This is a genomic window from Candidatus Rickettsia barbarica, from assembly GCF_041477405.1.
GTDB lineage: Bacteria > Pseudomonadota > Alphaproteobacteria > Rickettsiales > Rickettsiaceae > Rickettsia > Rickettsia rickettsii.
Genome location: NZ_JBEWYL010000003.1, coordinates 73807 through 94580 on the forward strand (window position 1 = coordinate 73807; position 20774 = coordinate 94580).

The following is a 20774-nucleotide window of genomic DNA, read 5'->3' on the forward strand; positions in this document are numbered from 1 at the left end:
ATATCTTTAGAGAAGTATCCTGTTACATATTAAAAAACTTCAATGCTGTCTCAAAATCCCTGTATTTAGAAGCGGTTGCATATCTTGTAACTGCTTTTAATCTATTTACAAAGGAATATCCTGAGCTTGTAAATTGAGCATGATTCATAGTGTTACTCCTGTTTTAAAATAATAAAAATCATATATCACATGATTACCATATATTGTGGTTGCCAATATATGGTAATCAGAGAAAATCAATATCTAAAAATAAAAAAAGTAAAATATATAACTTTATTTAATCAAAAGGCAGTATAGCATAAATTTTTCAAGGTTTGGGCCGGTACCTGCAAAAGCTAAGCATAATTTGACAAGAATTAGAGCACTGTAAGCTAATAGAATGGTTTAAAGATTTAACAGAAGAGAAAACAAGATTATTACAACGATGGAACTATAAAGTTTATTGATAGTTCAATTAAAAAAAATATAATAATCAAGGCATAAGATTACTCTAAGCCTTGATTATTATATTGATGGCAATTAATTTGTAAATAATTAAAACTTAAGTTTTGTACCTATAAGGCCAACAGTACCTCGTGTTGTTTTACTAGGTGCTTCAGGGTAATATACAGGTTTACCTTTAGCTTGGAAATGAGAAATTTCAGCATATGGTAATAAACCAGGCATGATCTTATATTCAGTAGCGAGGCTTACAGCATCAACGGTGTTTTTATATCTTGAAGTTTTAAGATATTCAAGACTTGTTTTTATAGGTCCTTGTCCATAAGCAACTGCTCCATTGTAATAATAGGTATCACGACCGACTTTATAATATTCCTTAGCGGTTAAGCTTTTACCTAAATTACCGTAAGAAGCACCACAAGAGAAATTACCGTAAGTAAATACAGCTCCAAGATTATATGCTTTTAAATTAGAAAGTTTATAGGTATTAAGCACTTGAATTGTAGTTCCGTCCATTTTAGCATGAATAAGACGACGAGCAGGTTTACCGTATTCTCCGGTGACAGATAGTTTTAAGTCTGCATCTTCGCTAATTTCATGTTCATAAGTTAAGCCGGCAGAAAAAGCATCCCTAATATTCTGATTAATAGTCATGGTTTCGTTATTCTCTAATTTAACCGTCTTTATTCCAGTTTTAGAAACACTAACTCCGTTTCTGCCTGAGCTTGCAAGCGTTAAATTATTTATATCTCTATTACCGCCTGTATTAGCAGTATCGGGAGTATAAGAAACTCCGGCTTGGAAGCCTTTCATTTTAGGCGTGAAAAAATTCAATCTTCTAGCTCTCTCAGCTTTATCATTGATTTGATCAAAAGAATTAGAGTATGACTCAAGATAAAAGCTAGCATTAGTATCAAAATCCGATTTTAAACCATTATATCGCATATATTGACCGTCAAGTAGAGCATATCTAGACCATCCTCCGGTACCTGCAGTTACTTGACTACCGGTAATACGCAACTTAGCGCTTGCATCAGTAGGAGAGCCTAGTTCTACTTTACCGTAACTAGTTTCAATAAATATATGTGATCCATTATAACTTGTAGAGGTTTTTGCTCTTGTAGTAGGCTGAAGCACTATTTTAGCACCTGCTATTACATCATTGATAGTTTTAGCAATAGTGGCCGCAAACGCTGCTTCCGTGTAAAACCCTAGCTTTTTCCTGTTATCAGTTACATTTTTATCAAATAAAATTAAATGATCCTGTTTAATATAACTGTTTTCAAATAAATAGAATCCTTCTAATTTTATTTCAGTATCAGAATTAGAAATAACAGGTGTTGAATTTTCCTCGGCAAGACCAGCCGATGCAAGGCAAATAATACTTGCAGCTAATAATAATTTTTTCACTTTAATAAAGCTCCTATAAATTTAAATAAATATTTACTATACAAAGTAAATTTTTAGTATTAATAAATATAAACCAACCATGCTACAATATAATAATACTTTTCAGAATTGACAATAAAAAACTATTTTAATTTGTAATAATTTAATTTTAAGTATAGAATGTTGTATTATTATCACTATCATTATTCAAGTAGTCTCAGACTTATAAAGTAGTCTCAGACTTATAGTTTTAAAGAAAAATTTTGTATTGTAAATAATTATGAGTTAGAATCATTAGTTTATTAATTAAATCAAGTTTTGATTATGGCTATAATGTCAGATAAGTGGATAAAAGAAGCTGTTATAAATCACAGTATGATAAGGCCCTTTGCAGAAAAGCAGGTAAGAGTGCATAATAAAGAAAAGATTATTTCTTACGGCTTATCTTCTTACGGCTATGATGCTAGAGTATCTAATGAATTTAAAATATTCACCAATATAAATTCTACTACGGTTGATCCAAAAAATTTCAGTGAATATAATTTAGTTGATAGAGAAGTAGAGGTGTGTATTATCCCACCTAATAGCTTTGTCCTTGGCAGAACTATAGAATATTTTAAAATACCGCGTGATGTATTAGTTATTTGTGTCGGCAAGTCTACTTATGCAAGATGCGGTATAATAGTAAATGTGACTCCGTTAGAACCGGAGTGGGAAGGACATGTAACTTTAGAGTTTTCTAATACTACTCCATTACCTGCTAAAATATATGCAAATGAAGGAGCTTGTCAGTTTTTATTTTTAAAGAGTGATCAAATTTGTGATACTTCATATGCCGATCGCCAAGGAAAATATATGAAACAAGTAGGCGTAACTTTACCACTAACATAACTTTTTTATGTAGAAAATTATATTAAATTTTTAATAAGGATTTTTATGAGTACAATAAACACCTATACTAATGAGACAATGCCGCATATTTCCGTTAATGCACAATATGTAAAAGATTTATCTCTTGAGAACCCTTCTGCCCCGTCTTCTCTTGCGGCTTTGGATCAACGCCCTCAAATTGATTTATCTCTAGATATAAATATTACTAATTTATCGGAAGAAAATTTCTATGAAGTAGAGTTAAATATCGAGGCAATTGCAAGAAATGAGAAATATAAATTATTTCAGATAGAATTAAAATATGCTGGAGTATTTAATTTAATTAATATTGATTCTGAACAACATCCGGTTTTATTATCCGTTCATTGTCCGGCAATGATATTTCCATTTGCCAGAAAAATTATAGCTAGCTGTACTCAAGATGCAGGATTCCAGCCTTTAATGATTGATCCTATAGATTTTGGTGCCTTATATCATAAGAAAATGTCAGAGCATCAAAACTAAGAAAATCATTTAATTATTTAATAAATTTCATTTTAAACGCCATGGTTTTTAAACTACAGATAGAGCTTAATAGTAAAAATTTTATCAATTAAATATTCTTTACTTATGTTATTAATGAATGTATAAAGCACTAGATAAAAAATTATAATTTAGTTAACAATAATTAACTGTAATTAAATTATAGCACAATATAAAATTGAATTTTATGGAGAAAAATAATGAGAGTTTTGTTAATTGAAGGCGAGCCGGAAATGGCTAACTTAATTGAACTAACTTTAGCTTCAGAAGGGATAGTTTGCGATAAAGTTTCAGTTGGTGTAGAAGGTTTAAGACTTGGTAAAGTTGGTGGTTATGATCTAGTAATCTTAGACCTTATGTTACCGGATATTAATGGTTTTGAGATATTACTAAGATTGCGTGCTGCAAAAATAAAAACCCCAATCTTAATTTTATCTAGCTTAACGGATACGTATCAAAAGATTACTGGTTTCTCTTCCGGAGCCGATGATTATCTAACCAAGCCGTTTGTAAGAGAGGAATTAATTGCTAGAATTAAAGCTATAGTTAGACGTTCTAAAGGTCATGCAGCATCAGTATTTAGGTTTGATAAGGTTAGCGTAAACCTAGATACTAGAAGTGTAGAAGTTGACGGCAAAAAAGTACATTTGACGAACAAAGAATATGCTATTTTAGAGCTATTAATACTCCGAAGAGGAACTATCTTAACTAAAGAAATGTTCTTAAAGCACTTATATAGTAGTGTTGATGAACCAGAAATGAAAATTATTGACGTATTTATTTGTAAACTTCGTAAAAAGTTAAGTGATGCTGCCGGTGGTAGAGATTATATCGACACAGTATGGGGACGTGGTTATATGCTAAAAGAATATGATGAGTTACAACAAAAAGAAATTTTAGCACAAGGAGCATAATTAATGCCTTTATCTACTTCTTTACTTGGTAAAAAAAGTACTTATAAAGATAGTTATGATGTAACTTTATTATTTAAAATTCCACGTATAAATAATCGAAACGAACTTGGAATAAATAGTAATAATCTTCCGTTTTATGGTGTAGATGTTTGGAATACATATGAACTATCTTGTCTTAATAAGAACGGTAAACCATGGGTTGGAGTAGGCACTTTTTATATACCGACGGATTCTGAAAATATAGTAGAATCAAAATCATTTAAATTATATCTAAATTCTTTTAATAACTTTGTTGTTGAATCAGTAAAAGAACTAGAAAGAATTATCTTGCAGGATCTAAGTAATGTTACACACGCTAAAGTAACAGGACGTATATTTTCTATAAATACAAAAGTAGAATTTGGTGTTCCAAGCGGTAAAAATATCGATGATTTAGATATAGTATGCAATAATTACGGTGCACCCGATAATAGTTTAATTGAGTATGAAGATGTTTTGGTAGAAGAAGAGATTAATTCTAATTTACTCAAATCAAATTGCCTAGTAACCGGTCAACCGGATTGGGGTACAATCGTTATAAAATATAAAGGAAAAAAGTTAAAATATGATTCTTTTCTGAAATATTTAATATCTTTTAGAAATTGTAATGAGTTTGCAGAGCAGTGTGCTGAGCGTATTTTTACAGATATTAAAAATGCTATAAGTCCTGATTTTCTTTCTATTTATATAGTATATGCTAGGCGTGGAGGCATTGATATTTGTCCCTATCGTTCTACCGATAAAAGTTATACTTTACCTAGCGATAAACGATTTATTAGGTAATAATCACTTTTCTAATCCATAAAAAAATCCGTTTGTGCGAAAAGTATTGTCAGTGTGGATTGAAAAACGCATCCGTTGTCATTCCGTGGCTTGACACAGTGGATTTTACCGGTCTATCCAGCAATGTTCTGACTATACAGGAATGACATAAACGAGCCACGTAATAACGCTGATCAAGGTGGGGTAACAATCAAAAATAATTCACGTAAGCAAGCTTTTCACAGGATAGCAGTTAGTATAATTTTATGATTCTTTTGTAGGATTTTGTGGAGGCTTTAGGCTTTCTACTATTTTATTTAGGTCTATTTGACTACAGATCCCTAGTAATACGGGATCACGAGGACGAATAGAATTCATATTCCAATGGCTACGGGTTCTAATAGCATCTATAGTAATTTTAGTAGTACCTATTAATTTAATTATTTGATGGTCTTGGATGTTCGGATAATTAGACAATAACCAATATATAGCATCCGGTTTATCTTGACGTCTTGCTATAGGAGTGTATTTAGCACGTTTTTTTTTCTGATTTTTCATCAATTCATAAGCAGGGCTATATGAAATTTGTAAATTAGCATTAGGATCTTTACTGCAACGCTCAATTTCCTCTAAAGTTAACTGACCGTTTACAATTGGATTTAAACCGTTTATAGATTGTGCTACTTCACCGTCAGCCATACCTTTTATTTCAAATTCATGAATACCGCAAAAATCGGCAATTTGTTTAAAAGTTAAAGAAGTATTTTCAATTAACCATATAGCCGTGGCTTTTGGCAGAAGAGGTAATGTTTTTTGCGAATTCATTATAATTGTTTTTTGGCTTAATTTAAGAAATTATAACAAATAGAGTTATTTAAGTCAATCTTCATTTAGAAACTTAACTATCTCCTCAACTACTTTCTTAGCATCGCCGAATAACATAAAAGTATTATCGTGATAAAATAGCGCATTTTTTATACCTGCATATCCTGATGCCATAGAACGTTTAATAAACAAAATCGTACGTGCTTTTTCGACATCGAGTACCGGCATACCGTAAATTGGACTGTTCGGATCATTTTTAGCAGCAGGATTAGTTACGTCATTTGCACCAATCACAAGCACTACGTCAGTGGTAGCGAAATCTCTATTAATTTCTTCAAGCTCAAGTACTTTCTCATAATCTATATTAGCTTCTGCAAGTAAAACATTCATATGCCCCGGCATTCTACCTGCTACCGGATGTACGGCAAAACGTACATTAATATCTGAACGTTCTAATATATCAACCATCTCTTTTATGATATGCTGAGATTGGGCTACTGCCATACCGTAACCGGGAACAATTATCACCGATGATGTATTAAGTAGTAAATGTGCTGCATCTTCAGGGCAGCTTGTTTTTGCTATTTTATCGTCGTCTATATCCTTGTTAATTCCAGTAGGTGCAGGCAAAAATGCCCCAAAAATAACCTTAATTAATGAGCGATTCATCGCTTTGCACATTATATAGCTAAGTATAGCTCCGCTACTACCGACTAATGCTCCAGTAATAATAAGTAGGCTATTGCTAAGCGTAAAGCCTATACCTGCTGCCGCAAAACCTGAATAAGAATTTAGCATTGAGACTATAACAGGCATATCTGCACTGCCTACCGGTATTATTAGTAATACTCCGATTAACAGTGATAAAAAGACTATTAGATTAAATAAAAATATATTCTCTGAACGAATAAACGATATTACTAGAATAACCAATATTATTGCCGTTAATAAGCATATATATTGCTGACCGTAGAATTTTAACGGGCTACTTTTCATTAAGCCTTGTAGTTTTAGAAAAGCTATAATCGAACTGCTAAAAGTTAAAGCACCGATAGAGACGCCTACTGATATTTCTATTAATGCATTAATCGGTAAACTTCCTGCTATTCCTATAGAAAAATTTTCAGGAGCAAGTACTGTAGCATAAGCTACAAATACCGCAGCAAGACCGACAAAAGAGTGAAATCCCGCTACTAATTGAGGCATTGCCGTCATGGAGATTTTAAGTGCGATAATCCCGCCGATTACAGCACCTAATAATATGGTTGCTATAATGGGTAATTTATGAGTAAAATCCGGTAGGAAAAAAGTAACGATGACTGCTATCGACATCCCCAAAATACCTATGGTACTGCCTAAATGTGCTTGTTTCTGTGAGGATAAGAATTTGAGTGATAGAATAAAGCAAACAGCCGCAACTAAGTATAATAACTGGATAATTTGTAGGGACATAGGTGAATGTATGTTTATATTATTAGCTATTTAGTGTCATACCGCGGCTTGACCACGGTATCCAAAAAAAATAAAAAAACTGGATCCCGCGATATCAAGTCGCGGGATGACAAATATGCTTCAAGAACCATGCAATAAGGCTAAAAAGTAAATCCTATACCTATAGAAACTATTAAAGGATTAAGTTTAACTTTAGAGGTCATGGTTTTATTACCTACTAAATTCGATTTATACTCAAGTTTAGGATTTAAGAAAAATTGTCTTGCGTCAATATTGATTAAAGTATCGTCTTTAGCATAAAAATCTACACCTATTTGTCCTACGGCACCGTGTCCGTTTCTAATTTTAAGACCGGTAGCTTGAGTAAGCATATAAGAACCGTGGTAACCTATACCTATATATGGTCTTATTCCACCGTAAGGAGCTATATGAAATTGTCCGGTAATTGTTGCAGGAATCATATAAATAGGTTTGTTTTTTCCTAGTTTAACATTATCAACGCTATAATTATGAGCAACGGCTGCAAGGGATGTATATTTAGTGCGTAAAACATTAAAGCCAAGTGATAATTCAGTAGCTAAATAATTATTAAAGAATATAGTAGTGGACGCATCACCTCCATAACCGTTTTTTGCCACTTCTCCTACTGAAACAGGTTGAGGAGAGGTAGGAGTAGGTAATCCTTTTTGCTTAGCACTTAAAACAACACCTCCTAGACGCATCTTGAAAACTACACTGCCTTCGTTTTCGTAATACGGTGTACTATCATAGTCAGAAGCAGAGTCTACATCATCATACATGCTTTTAGCAAAACTATTAATACTTATGGTGGATACAAACAAAATTATCCCTAATTTTTTCACTATTCTTAACATATAATTATAACCTTTACTTGCTTAAAATTGATTACCGTATTATTATATAAAATTTTTGTTTATATATTTATTGTCATAAAAGATAGAATTCTTTTATGCTAAAAGTCAAGACATTTAAGTAAAATTATAGAAATTATTGGAGCATATTAATGAATGATGCATTAAAAACATATTTAACCGGTATAGGTTGGTTTTTACTTAGTTTAGTAAGTAGTAGTGCCAATGATGTAATATCTAAATATCTTGGGACTCGTTTACATAGCTTTGAAGTAGCTTTTTTCCGCTTCTTTTTCAGTAGCATAGTTTTACTACCTTTTGTTGTTTATTATGGTAAAAATACTTTAAAAACAAGTCGTCCTTTTGTACATATATTAAGAGGGTTATTATTATTTTTCGGTATGACTTCTTGGACTTACGGTCTTACCATAGCTCCCGTTACTACTGCAACAGTTGTAAGTTTTTCTATTCCTTTATTTACTTTAATACTTGCCGTATTTTTTCTGAACGAAAATATTATTTGGCCAAGATGGGTAGTTACCGTAGTAGGATTTATAGGACTTGTTGTTACTCTTAAACCGCATGCCGAGGATTTTAACCCAGAAATTTTGTATTTTGTATTAGCCGCTATTTCATTTGCTATGCTTGATATTATTAATAAAAAATTCGTAATAAAAGAATCGATGATTAGCATGCTATTTTATTCGGCAATAGTAACTGCTATAGTGTCGTTACCTGTAGCATCGCAGTATTGGCTAACTCCTAGTAGTTTTGAATTAGCTTTATTGTTTGTACTCGGTAGTAGCGGAAGCTTAATATTATTCTTCCTGCTTAAAGCTTTTTCTATGGTAGATGCAACCGCTACCGCTCCTTATAGATATTTAGAGCTGGTGATTTCGGTAATAGCGGCATATTTCATATTTAACGAATTTCCTGATAAAAGCACACTTCATGGAGCAGTAATAATAATTCCTACCACCTTGTTTATAATATATTCCGAAAAAAAAGCTATGAATAGAAAACATGAATCACAGTAAACTAGTATTTTCAAGCGGTATCGCTAACACTTTTGAATGGTATGATTATGTATTATTCAGTTATTTTGCACCCATAATAGGAACAAAATTTTTTCCAAATGATGATGCTAATACTTCTTTACTGCAGGTTTTTTTAGTATTTGCTATAGGTTATTTGGCAAGACCGTTGGGCGGCATATTTTTTGGTGTTATCGGTGATAGATTTGGACGCAAAGTAGCCTTAACTAGTGCGTTATTTTGCATGTCTGTCCCAACCGTATTAATAGGAATATTACCAACTTACCACACTATCGGTATAACTGCGACTATATTAATGATTTGTGTACGAATTCTACAAGGATTATCAATGGGGGGAGTTTTGATCGGTTCTATGTCCTTTGTTATTGAGCATACTAGCCATAAACACCAAGGCTTCACCGGTAGTATTTCAATGTCTAGTATATGCTCCGGTTTATTGTTTGGTTCTTTTGTTTCTTATATCGTTAAGAATATCCTAACAGCTTCACAATTTGATAGTTTTGGCTGGAGAATACCTTTTTTACTTGGTTTTTTTACTCTTTTTGCAGCATTTTATATTAAAAAAAATACACACGAAACACCGAATTTTAAAAATCTAAGAGAGCAGAAAAAGATTTTACAATCACCGTTAAAAAAAGTCATTACCAATTATTGGTTTGATATATTAATCTCGATTTTTATCAATGCTCCCGGTTCGATAATATTCTATCTCACTACAATTTACTTGGTATCGTTTTTAAAAATCAGCCGCAACTTTACTGAAAATGAGGTAAATAGCCTTGCTAGCGTGTGTTACGTGATTATGATAGCCGTAACTTTATTAAGTGGTTATCTATCCGATATTATAGGTCGCAGGAAAATTTTTGTAATTAATCTGATAATAATTATTGTAACAACGCCATTTTTACTTAATAATTTTGAGAATGGGGCCTTCACAAGTGTAATTATCTCACAATTGATACTTGCTATACTTGCTGCTAGCTATATCGGTCCTGAACCGGTATTACAAGCAGAATTGTATCCTACAAATATACGTAACACTGCTCTCTCTATTTCATATAACACTGCTACAAGTATTTTTGGTGGTACTACGCCTCTTGTCTTTGAATATTTACTACACAAAACAGGGCATGTAACCTCAGCAGTTTATTATGTCATATTAAGCTGTATTTTTGCATTGATTGCCTTATTTTTTTACAAAAATAGAAGTTTAGATAAAATATGACAAAAATTACAAAACCTGCAAACCTAGTTGAATTTAATAACAAAATTGTAGTCTTTAAACCTAAGAGTTATTACTATGGCGATGCTTGTGAACATAAAATAACTGAAAAGGGATTAGTCTTTGCCAGTATTTCTGAGGATACATCAATCATTTCAGAACTTTTAAAGAAGTAACTAGTGACGAAGCAATTTCAAGGATAGATCTAGACTTATTCGGTACATGTCATAGAGTTACTACGAGTGTAACGGCTGACCTTCTACAATAAGAAGAAAATGGTTGTTTGGCAATGAGGCTTGTTACTGCAGAAGAGATACCCAAATTACACAAGTTAGTACAAGATAATAAAATGATATTAGCATGCCAAACCAAAGAAAAAACACTAAAGATTTTAAGTGATTATTTACAGAAAGAATTTGGGATGCATGCTGATGAAACTACAGTAGCATCTTATGATGGGGTACATATAAGTGGAGCGAATGAAGAGATCGAATAAGAGCTTTTTTATAAAGAGTAAACGAATTTCCAAAATTTTTCTTGATTTAATGACAAATATGTGGCAAAAAGGGTTTGAAATAATCTTGCTACTATAGCTCAGGGGTAGAGCACTTCATTGGTAATGAAGAGGTCGGGGGTTCGATTCCCCCTAGTAGCACCACCACACATCCTAAGCTTTGTGAGTTTTTAACCTTTCTTGAAAAACTCATATGCTGATTTTAGTCTAGTTTCTGTCAGATACTATTATAGTATTATGTTTATTTTAAAAGCTAAGTTGCAAATAATATAAAACTAATGTATGATCTACATTTAAATACGGTAACGATTATTTTATTATATGATAGACATTCTTCTTTTTGTACATATTACTATTGCAATATTGCTAATTATAGTTATTCTGATGCAGCGTAGTGGATCGGATGGAATTAGTAGTATAAGCGGCGATAATAATATGGGAGTAGTCAGTGCTAAAACAGTCGGTAATTTTCTTACTAAAAGCACTATAATACTTACAACATTATTTTTAATAAATGCAATAGTACTTGCTAACCTTTCCTCAAAAAAGAAATCTGATTTAGTTTCTAAGATTAATGAAATTGAAGAAAATCAAGCAGAGAATAGTTTACCTATAGCTAAATAGTTACAGCTTTATCGTAGTAATATCTCTCATACTTGTCATTGTCTACCTTTGTTGGTATTGTTGTGTGGATCGGTAAAATCCACTGTGTCACCCCGTGGCTTGACCACGGGGTGACAGATAAAAGTACTGGATTCCTGCTTTTGCGGGAATGACATAACAGGAGTCATGTAACAACACCTATGGATCAATGGCATGACATCAGAGAATTTAGTATAGTTTTCAGAACTCCCAATATATATTATTAGAGTACAGCAATATTTTTGCACCTAAAATAATTTTAGAAATGTCTATAGAATTTAATATAAAAGAAAAAATTTATATCATTTTATGTACGTTTTTTACAGTCCTTATTATTATAGTAGGAAACTTAATATAGCAAAAATTTGTTTACCTTAATATTTTTAATTTTTATATTCTTGAATTATCTATAGGAGCAATTTTTTACCCGTTAACTTTTTTATTAACGGATTTAATTAGCTAAGTTTTACGGTAAAGAAAGAGCCAATTTTTGTGTAAAGCTTGCTATTATTTTTAATATAATAGTAGTTTTAATAATAAGTCTTATGGATAAATTGGAAGCTACTAATATCTTTTTTAGTATCAACTTTTGCCTGTTATATAGTTCAACTTGTTGATATTAATATCTATTTATGGATCAGAAATAATTGTAGTATGGCAATTTCTTTATTTATCGATACTTTTATTGTAATTGGTATTATGAGCTTATTTAATATTTTTCCTTTTGACCAATTAGGTCATCTTGTACTTAATAGCTATTCATTTTATTTTTTACTATATTTAGTACTCCAGTATTCTATTGCAGGAGTTTGGTTAATAAGTTTATTCATTAAGAAAGGATAAGCTCTTAGGAAAAGCTTATCCTTATTTAAATTTTCTATTGGTGATTTACAAATTGACTTTTAGTTTAATAAGTCCTTGATGGCTTTGATACTTTCTATGCGTATAATAATTATACTCAAGTAGAACATTGATATTTTTTCTACTCATAAGTAGATTACTACCAATATTATATCCAAGCTTAGGTTGTTTTAGTGTAATAATTGTTTCTTGTAATGTTTGTCCTTTAAAAGTCGCTTTTGCATTAACTTTTGTATTTTTATTATTGAAGTGATGCTCAATATTACCATACAAACTTGGTGTTAATACTATATTGTTTGTGGTCACTATAGGCTTAAACACTATTTTACCGCCAAGGCTACTTTCAAATAATTGATTTGATTTCTTCTGAATCATGAGATTTTCTATATCTACATTATACTCTTTATAGTTGCTAGCTCTTGAATAATCATATTGAAAACTGATATTAGGAATAAAATGTAAATTGTATTTTGTACAATATTTATAATTTAATAAAGTTTGAAAACTTAATTTATTGTTTTGATATTTTCCAATTATATTAATATTTTTAGATCTATTCTTAATATAATTATGACCGTAAGATGTTATAGTCTGCAATGAGAAACCTTTAATTAGTTCTTTTAGACTGTAAATGCTTAAAAGATGACCGTTAACTGTTGTTTTCCCTAGTTTTGTATTATATTTAATTTGGGATTCCAAACGGCTATAAGCTATTCCTATAACATCATGACTATTGATGAGTTCAGCATCAGTCCCGATGGTTATGCCGGTTGTACGATTTTGATATTTTGGAATATTCTTCCAAATTCTTTGTTTGTTGATGCCGTATAAGCCGCTAATCCATACCCCTCTGTTTATACTAGTTTCTTCATCACCGGCCCCTATTGCAGCAACCGTTAATCTATCATTTATATTATAGTGAACAGGTTTGTGAAGAGTTGAAGTCGCCTGAACTAATATTGCTACTTTCCCACTAGTATCATCAGATACCTGTTGTCTCTGTGTCACCTCATCTTGTTCTGTAATTGCTTCAGTTTTGAATGACACATCGATAGCTTCATCTTCGCTTTCTAAAACTACATCTTTTTTTAATTCTTCGTCAGTGGTGCTATTGCTTTCTTCTAATTCTTCTTCATCAGTTGCATACCCTGTATCGTCTTCATCACTAGATCTTAATGCTAGAAGTGATTTTTTGTCATCTGATGATTTATCATTTTTGCTATCGTTAGAACTCAATAATCTCGGTGATAAAGCGGTTTTTGAATCAGATTGCTCTGACTTTTTATTGCTATCTTCAGGTTGTGTATCATCCTTTGTTGAGGATTCATCATTTGTAGCTTCGTTTTCTTGTTTGAATGATTGTAATTTTTCCTGATCTAAACGCCCTACTTTCTTTTCATTGTTACTATTTTCTGATTGAATATCACTACCATATTTTCGTTCTAGTTCAGTAGACTCTACTAGTACTTGTTGAGTAAATAGAGACAATTCTCGATCTTTTGTTAACTCTAAAAGTTGAGAGTTATAAATATTATGTACTTCTTGCCCTGTTTCAGTGCTAGTAAAATCAGGGTTAGCAGTATTAAGTGTCTCTTTTACCACTTTACCATATTTTCGTTCTAGTTCAGTAGACTCTGCTAGTAATTGTTGAATAAATAGAGCCAATTCTTGATCTTTTGTTAACTCTAAAAGTTGAGAGTTATAAATATTATGTATTTCTTGCCCTATTTTAGTTCTAGGACCTATAAAATCAGGGTTAGCAGTATTAAATGCCTCTTTTACCGCTTCCTCTGGATATTTTGTCAATTGCTGTATATAAATATCATGTATTTTTTGTTCTAGTCCAGTTCTAGAATCTATACAATCAGAGCCAGCGGAAATAAACGCCTCCGTTAATTTTTTGCTTTTGCTAATATTATTTTCAACATATTTAATAAATTCTTTATCGTTTTTTAATTGCACAAGTTTAGAAATATAAATATTATATACTTCTTGCCCTATTTCAGTTCTATGACCTGTAAAGTTAGAGTACATAGTGTCGACTGCTTCTTGGATTTGTTTAAAATACTTATTATTTTGATGAGCTGTAGATAAATTTTTTGAATGCTCCAATACTACTGATTCCACTATAGCTTTTTGCAATAAATCGATATCGGAATATTTTGCTTTATATCCTGCTGATTTGTGTTCTGATAAAGTAAATTCTTTATATCTTAAAGCTATATCGGAACTAAATTTATAAGTTTTTGGAGTTGTTTTAAAAGTAGATGTATTTGCCTTGAATTTAGTAATCCCTAAACTTGTTAGATAAGCTAATTCCAAATTTTGTGAATTAGGCGGTGGCGGTGGCGGTGGCGGTGGCGGTGGCGGTGGCGGTGGCATGTTTCCGGTATGGATGTATTTTGTAGCTTTTTCTTGTGAGCACTCTTGAATAGCTTTTAATATTGTAGGTCTCTTTAATTTATTAGAAAGAATTTGTATTTGTTCATCGCTCATGTCTGTAAATGAAGGCAAAGCTAATCTTAATTGATTTAAATTATTATTAGTTATTGTGAGAGTAGTAGCGTTTAAAAACTCTTGTAATAATTCGGGGGCTTTTTCCTTTACTATAGCAATAAAATCATGTTGAGGTAAATTTGCTGTAATTAATTCTTCAAATTTTATTGTGCTTAAAATAGCTGTTCTTAAATCATTAAGTTTAGCCTGTGCTTGATCAGAATTAATTGTTTTTCTTAAGTTTGTATCTGCTGTTATTAAAAAAGTAGCTTGTTGTACTATAGTTAATATATTAGGGTTGTTAATTAACTCGTCGACTCTATTGCCAAATATATCTTGATCGAAGTTTTTTGCATTAATATAGGCAAATTCTAATTGTTCAAACGGATTTTTTTTGCCCTGTAACTCTCTAATCAATTCTGATTGCTTGAATTGAAATCTAATAGGTCTCTTTAATTCTTCAGATATTTTACATGACGATAATAAAATACGTTTTACTGCATCATCAGTGTCTTCATTGAAAAGATTGTTAATTATCTCTTCACTTGTTATTGTTTTCTTACCATTTACGGTTATATCTTTTATATACTGGTCTTGAGCAAGGGTGTTAAAAGCTTCTTTAGCTTTTTCTGTGATTTCAGGGGTTGAAATGCTAAATAAATTTAAAAGAGTTTTCTTGTCAGCTCCTTGGTTGGCGTATGATTCTGTTAATATTTGACGTATAACATTTGTAAGATCAGCTTGTCTTTTTATAAGCTGATCTTGTAAATCATTAGCTTTTGTACCTCCTGTCTCAGTTCTATATTTTGCATATAGTTTGGCATAAGCTGTCTCTGGCGCGCTTCTGACTGTGCTGGTTGCACTAGAAGCTGTAGGTTGAAGTGGTGCTTTAGTATTGTGAGTAAACTGAATATATAATGAATGTATGTGAGGATATTCTGTTTGTAACTGATTTAAATCAAAATGTTTAGAGTTGCTACTAAAGCCTTGAGAATGTAAGGGTGGTGGTGGCATGCTTCCGTTTAGCGGTAGAGGAGGCGGATTTGGAATACCCCCATTTAGCGGTAGAGGTGGTGGATTCGGAATGCCGCTTTGTGTTTGTTCTAAATTATTTGCATTATTACTTACTGCTAATCCTAAAATTTTATTGGTTTCATTGCTGAGTATGTTACTATCAGATAATATTACTTTAATTACTAAATTTAATGTGTGGTTATTTACTTCTTTTGCTAGTTTAATCATATAGTCTTTAGTTAAACTATCTCTTATTAGCCCTTTATTTTTTAGTTCTATATTTATTGCTTTTACTATTCCTGGTGTTAAAATATAGGCGCTGTTTACAATGTAGGGCTGCATTCTGTTTTTTAACTCTAATTGCAGAGTTAAAAAGTGTTCTACTGAACTCTTATCTTTACTTGCTGCTAGTGTGATAAGATCTAATCGTGCCTTTTCTTCAAATTGACTATTAGATATATTTCGTGTTGCATAGTCTTGAATTCTTTCAGCAAATTTAGTTTTTTCTTCAGAAGAGCTATTTTTTAGTAATTTTTGTAAAATAGGTCTATTTTTAACGTCAATATTGGTATTGAAATCTAATTGTCCCTTATCAGTGCTAAATAATACCCTTTGAATAGTATCATCATTAAAATCACTTAAGATAGTCGTGACTGCTTCTTGTTTATAACTACGATCTACTTGAAGAGTTAATGCTGTTATAGGATCTGTTTTAATAAGATTTTTAAATTCTTCAATATTTTCTTCTTGTTGTATTATGTTATTTATATTCTGTTGAGCCTTTGTTAAATTAAGCTTATTTGCTTTATTATTAAAGTGAGTTTTAAAAGTACTTATAGGATCAAAAAAATATCGTTGTTTCTTTTCTCTACCCGTGACAATCTGTGAAGATGTTCCTGTATTATGACTTTGATTTGACATATACCAATGGTCGTTTTTGCTTCCGCTCTTTTTTTGAGAGTGTCCGGTAGATGGTTTAGTAGTATCATTGTTGTTTAGACACTGGTTTGCTTCTATTCCGGTTCTTATTTGGTTTATATAAGACATTGCTTTTACTGGCCCTATCTTAAATTCATTCATTAATTCTTCAGCGTTAGGGATAATATTATTATCTATATAGTACGATTTTTTAAGCATCATCTGAGTTGCTATTGATGCGATATAGTTTGTTGCCTCACCTTTATCAGCACCAAATTTCTGCTCTAGCTCTTTTTTTGTAGGAATATGGCTATCGGCTATATATTGTGGCTTTTCTTTGTCCATAACTTTAAGTCTTATTGACTTAATATAGCTGCCTCTATTATCATCACGAGATATACCAAACTTCTTTTTTAACTCTTTTTCTGTAGGAATATGGCTATCGGCTATATATTGTCCCTTTGCGTTTTCCATAATTTCAGTTCTTATTGAAGCAACAAAAGATTGTGCATCATCTTTATTCATGTTAAGAGCAGTCCTTACTTCTTGTATTTCAGGGATAATATCATTATCAACATAATGTTTGTATTTAATACCTCTGTTTATTGAGCTGATATATAGTTCGATTGCTGCTTTTTTGTCTTTTTCTGCACTACGTACCTTTTGATCGTGTTCTACATTATTGTCTATTTTGCTAGGGTCATAACTTATTCCAAGATTTGTTGCTGCTTCTATATCTGTAGGAACTACACCTTGATTAATATATTCTTGTTTTTTTGTATCAAAATCCTGTTGTTTTACTCTTGCGATGTATAATAAAATTTCAGCTCTTGCTTGTCTTGCTGTATGTCTAGTATTACCTAAAAAACTTGATACATCTGTTTCCGTATACTTTATTCCTAGATCATTTTGTGCTTGAGTAAAACTAGGAACTAAAGCTGCTTCTTGCCATTTTTTGATTTTTTCATTTGGAGTCAAATCTTGCCAAATATTTTGTTGTTGTGTTGAATTGTACTTTTTCCATGCCGGGGTTTTACTAACTAAATCTTTAAAGCTTGCCGCTCTAGCACTTGTACTTAAAAAGCTACTAGTCAACAAACATGTTGACATGAAAAAAGTTAAAACATATTTTTTTGAGTGGGCATTTTGTAGATTCATTCAAACCTCGATTAGTTATTATTTTTTAAATACAAATGAGACGAATTATATAATTTTTGTTAACTTATTTGAACTATTAATGACTAATTTTTGTTAACCAATAAATTTTTTAGCCAAAATGTGTTTAATATATCACAAGCTAATGTATACTCCGAATTTTAAACTTTTTTCAAAAGGAGTATGTAATACTACTTTTGAAAGAAATGGACTTCAGTTTTTGGTAAATATAAAATATGCAAATTCAATTTCACTTATATAATACTCTTAGTCGTACTAAAGAGGTTTTTAATCCTCAAGATCAAGCTAACGTAAAAATGTATGTATGTGGACCGACTGTTTATTATAATCCTCATATAGGCAATAGTAGGTCGGGAGTAGTATATGATTTACTTTATCGTATAGTTATAAAAATATTCGGTGAGAAGGCAGTAAAATATGTACGTAACATTACGGATGTTGACGATAAAATTATCGATAGAGCTGCACTACTTGGTGTTACTATTGATGAGTTGACTGATAAAGTTACGAAAGAGTTTCATAAAAATATGGCATATTTAGGTTGTATGCTACCTAGTATTGAGCCGAAAGCTACAAAGCATATTGATGTAATGATCGCAATAATAGAACGCTTAATAGCAAAAGATCACGCATATATTGCTGCTGATAATCATGTTTATTTTGATGTTTTATCAGCGCCAAATTATACGGAATTATCTAACCGAAATTTAGAAGAAATGTTTGAGGGAGTGCATGTAGAAAATAGTAAAACCAAAAAAAATCCACAAGATTTTGTATTATGGAAACCGGCAAAGCAAAATGAATCGGCAAATATGAATTTTGAAAGCCCCTGGGGACTTGGTCGCCCTGGATGGCATATTGAATGTTCAGCCATGAGCTACAAATATTTAGGTGAGAATTTTGATATTCACGGCGGTGGAGCAGATTTAATCTTTCCGCATCATACCAATGAGATTGCTCAAAGTAGATGTGCTTTTCCAAGTTCTACCTATGCTAAATATTGGGTACATAATGGGTTTCTAACGGTTAACGGTGAGAAAATGAGTAAATCTCTTGGTAATTTTATTACTGTAAGGGATTTAATGGATAAACAAATTCAAGGAGAAGTAGTAAGGTTATTTTTATTAAGTAGTCACTATAGGCGTCCGCTTGATTATAATGATAAAGCTATAGAAGATGCTAAGAAAACTTTAGATTATTGGTATAGAGCTATAGAAAATATTAATGTGCAGAAAATAGATTTACCTCATGATTTCATGCAAAGCTTACTTGATGATATGAATACGCCGCTTGCCGTTAAAATCATTAATGACTACGCTAAAGGTGTTTTTATTTCTAAAACTGAAGAAGAAAGGCAGCTTAATGCCTCTGCTATTATTACTTGTGCTAATTTTATTGGTTTAATGAATAAGACTCCACACGAGTGGTTTAATAGAGGTGTGGATGAACTCTATGTAAATGAGCTTGTAAATAAGCGTTTGGAAGCAAAAAAACAAAAAAATTGGTTATTAGCCGATCAAATTCGTAACCAGTTATTAGAGAAAAAAATAATTCTAGAAGATCGACCTGATGGTACTACTATTTGGCGAAAAGAATAAAAGCTTGTAAATTACGCAATATGCGTATATAATTTCCTCGCAATGACGATTATCCAAAACTTAAGCAAAAAATTCACACGTAAGATATATGTTAGTTCATTAGAATGGACATCTTACGGAGGTATAAACTAACAATTAGGAGAATTTAAAAATGTCAAAAATACCATCTGTTAACATTAAAGCATTATTAGATGCGGGCGTGCATTTCGGTCACAAGACCTCACGCTGGAATCCTAAAATGGCATCTTATATATATGGTGAACGTGATGATATTCATATAATCGATTTAAGACAAAGTGTCGCTTTAATGAGCGTTGCTTTGAATGCAATATATGAAACTGTAAAAAAAAACGGTAAAATATTATTTGTAAGTACTAAAATACAGGCAAGCGATATTATAGCGGAATATGCCGAAAAATGCGGGCAGTATTACGTAAATCATAGATGGCTTGGTGGTATGCTAACTAACTGGAAAACTATTGCGGGTTCAATAGAAAAGCTAAATAAGTTAGACAAAACCTTAGAAAACGAAGAAGCACTTATGGGTTATACTAAGAAAGAGATACTCAATATGAGCCGTAAGAAAGATAAATTACTTCTATCTCTTGCCGGTATTAGGAATCTTAATTCTAAACCTGATCTTCTAGTAGTTATTGACACTAATAAAGAGCATATCGCAATTAATGAAGCGGTAAAGCTTAATGTTCCTATAGTTGCAGTAGTTGATACTAATTCTAATCCTGATAATGTAGATTATCCTATTCCGGGTAATGATGATTCTATAAGATCAATAAGACTTTATTGTAGTTTATTTGCAGATGCGGCATTACAAGGACTTGAAGAATCAATGAAAGCTTCAGGTGTTGATATGGGTGCTATGCAAGAGCATACAGATAAGGGGTTAACTTCTAAAAATGTTTCTAAATTAAAACAAGCTAAAAAATTCTCTAAAACGAAAAATATTGATGAAGAGACAAATACAGAATTTGAGCAAGCATTAAATGATGCCGATGAAAATAAAAATTCTGATAATGCATAAGTGTTGTTGCATGGATCGGATTTCCCATTGTCATCCCGCGACTTGATCGCGGGATCCAGCTTAAAATACTAATATTAATAATATTAGTATTTTAAATTGTTTTTATGGACCTCAGGAGCAAGCCATGGGGTG

General features: G+C 31.7%; 15 protein-coding genes, 1 tRNA gene and 1 pseudogene. 12 read left to right on the forward strand and 5 right to left on the reverse strand.

The features are described 5' to 3' along the window. Positions 1-534 precede the first annotated feature (534 nt). Positions 535-1851, reverse strand: coding sequence for a porin (locus ABVF33_RS05040; protein ID WP_499706507.1), 1317 nt, complete (start codon positions 1849-1851; stop codon positions 535-537). Positions 1852-2154: 303 nt separating this feature from the next. On the opposite strand from ABVF33_RS05040, the gene dcd reads away from it, so the two are divergent. From dcd to queF, 4 genes are all read left to right on the forward strand, one after another. Further along, on the forward strand, positions 2155-2721 hold the full coding sequence (gene dcd, locus ABVF33_RS05045) for a dCTP deaminase (protein ID WP_499706508.1): 567 nt from the start codon (positions 2155-2157) through the stop codon (positions 2719-2721). A gap of 45 nt (positions 2722-2766) precedes the next feature. Next, the gene (gene secB, locus ABVF33_RS05050) at positions 2767-3225 is read left to right on the forward strand and encodes a protein-export chaperone SecB (protein WP_499706509.1); all 459 of its coding nucleotides are present in this window, start codon (positions 2767-2769) and stop codon (positions 3223-3225) included. A 218-nt stretch (positions 3226-3443) separates the two neighbouring features. Then, entirely contained in the window at positions 3444-4157 is a 714-nt protein-coding gene (gene ctrA / locus ABVF33_RS05055) for a response regulator transcription factor CtrA (protein WP_499706510.1), read from the forward strand. 3 nt (positions 4158-4160) lie between these two features. Further along, positions 4161-4979 carry an NADPH-dependent 7-cyano-7-deazaguanine reductase QueF gene (queF, locus tag ABVF33_RS05060; RefSeq protein ID WP_499706511.1) on the forward strand — a complete coding sequence of 273 codons (819 nt, stop codon included), beginning with the start codon at positions 4161-4163 and terminating at the stop codon, positions 4977-4979. A 243-nt stretch (positions 4980-5222) separates the two neighbouring features. On the opposite strand, the gene ABVF33_RS05065 is transcribed toward queF, so the two are convergent. The 3 genes from ABVF33_RS05065 to ABVF33_RS05075 form a co-directional block, all read right to left on the reverse strand. Further along, the gene (locus ABVF33_RS05065) at positions 5223-5783 is read right to left on the reverse strand and encodes a cell cycle transcriptional regulator TrcR (RefSeq protein WP_499706512.1); all 561 of its coding nucleotides are present in this window, start codon (positions 5781-5783) and stop codon (positions 5223-5225) included. Positions 5784-5837: 54 nt separating this feature from the next. Then, positions 5838-7235 carry an NAD(P)(+) transhydrogenase (Re/Si-specific) subunit beta gene (locus ABVF33_RS05070; protein WP_499706513.1) on the reverse strand — a complete coding sequence of 466 codons (1398 nt, stop codon included), beginning with the start codon at positions 7233-7235 and terminating at the stop codon, positions 5838-5840. 140 nt (positions 7236-7375) lie between these two features. Further along, positions 7376-8110: an OmpW family outer membrane protein gene (locus ABVF33_RS05075; protein ID WP_499706514.1), complete on the reverse strand. Its 735-nt coding sequence runs from the start codon at positions 8108-8110 to the stop codon at positions 7376-7378. A gap of 149 nt (positions 8111-8259) precedes the next feature. On the opposite strand from ABVF33_RS05075, the gene ABVF33_RS05080 reads away from it, so the two are divergent. The 6 genes and pseudogenes from ABVF33_RS05080 to ABVF33_RS05105 all read left to right on the forward strand — a co-directional run bounded on the left by ABVF33_RS05080 (position 8260) and on the right by ABVF33_RS05105 (position 12383). Beyond that, positions 8260-9144, forward strand: coding sequence for a DMT family transporter (locus tag ABVF33_RS05080; protein ID WP_004996775.1), 885 nt, complete (start codon positions 8260-8262; stop codon positions 9142-9144). Next, the gene (locus tag ABVF33_RS05085) at positions 9131-10387 is read left to right on the forward strand and encodes an MFS transporter (RefSeq protein ID WP_499706515.1); all 1257 of its coding nucleotides are present in this window, start codon (positions 9131-9133) and stop codon (positions 10385-10387) included. Before ABVF33_RS05080 ends, ABVF33_RS05085 begins: the two co-directional genes overlap by 14 nt. A 280-nt stretch (positions 10388-10667) precedes the next feature. After that, positions 10668-10880: a hypothetical protein gene (locus ABVF33_RS05090; RefSeq protein WP_499706516.1), complete on the forward strand. Its 213-nt coding sequence runs from the start codon at positions 10668-10670 to the stop codon at positions 10878-10880. Positions 10881-10967: 87 nt separating this feature from the next. After that, positions 10968-11042, forward strand: a tRNA-Thr gene (locus ABVF33_RS05095). A 177-nt stretch (positions 11043-11219) separates the two neighbouring features. Beyond that, positions 11220-11522, forward strand: a complete 303-nt coding sequence (gene secG, locus ABVF33_RS05100; protein WP_499706517.1) for a preprotein translocase subunit SecG — start codon at positions 11220-11222, stop codon at positions 11520-11522. A 283-nt stretch (positions 11523-11805) separates the two neighbouring features. Then, positions 11806-12383, forward strand: a pseudogene (locus ABVF33_RS05105) (queuosine precursor transporter). 45 nt (positions 12384-12428) lie between these two features. Here ABVF33_RS05105 and ABVF33_RS05110 read toward each other — a convergent pair. Beyond that, positions 12429-17987: an autotransporter outer membrane beta-barrel domain-containing protein gene (locus ABVF33_RS05110; protein ID WP_499706518.1), complete on the reverse strand. Its 5559-nt coding sequence runs from the start codon at positions 17985-17987 to the stop codon at positions 12429-12431. A 233-nt stretch (positions 17988-18220) separates the two neighbouring features. On the opposite strand from ABVF33_RS05110, the gene cysS reads away from it, so the two are divergent. Further along, positions 18221-19603 carry a cysteine--tRNA ligase gene (gene cysS, locus ABVF33_RS05115; RefSeq protein ID WP_499706519.1) on the forward strand — a complete coding sequence of 461 codons (1383 nt, stop codon included), beginning with the start codon at positions 18221-18223 and terminating at the stop codon, positions 19601-19603. A 151-nt stretch (positions 19604-19754) separates the two neighbouring features. Further along, the gene (gene rpsB, locus ABVF33_RS05120) at positions 19755-20642 is read left to right on the forward strand and encodes a 30S ribosomal protein S2 (protein WP_499706520.1); all 888 of its coding nucleotides are present in this window, start codon (positions 19755-19757) and stop codon (positions 20640-20642) included. Positions 20643-20774: the final 132 nt, after the last annotated feature.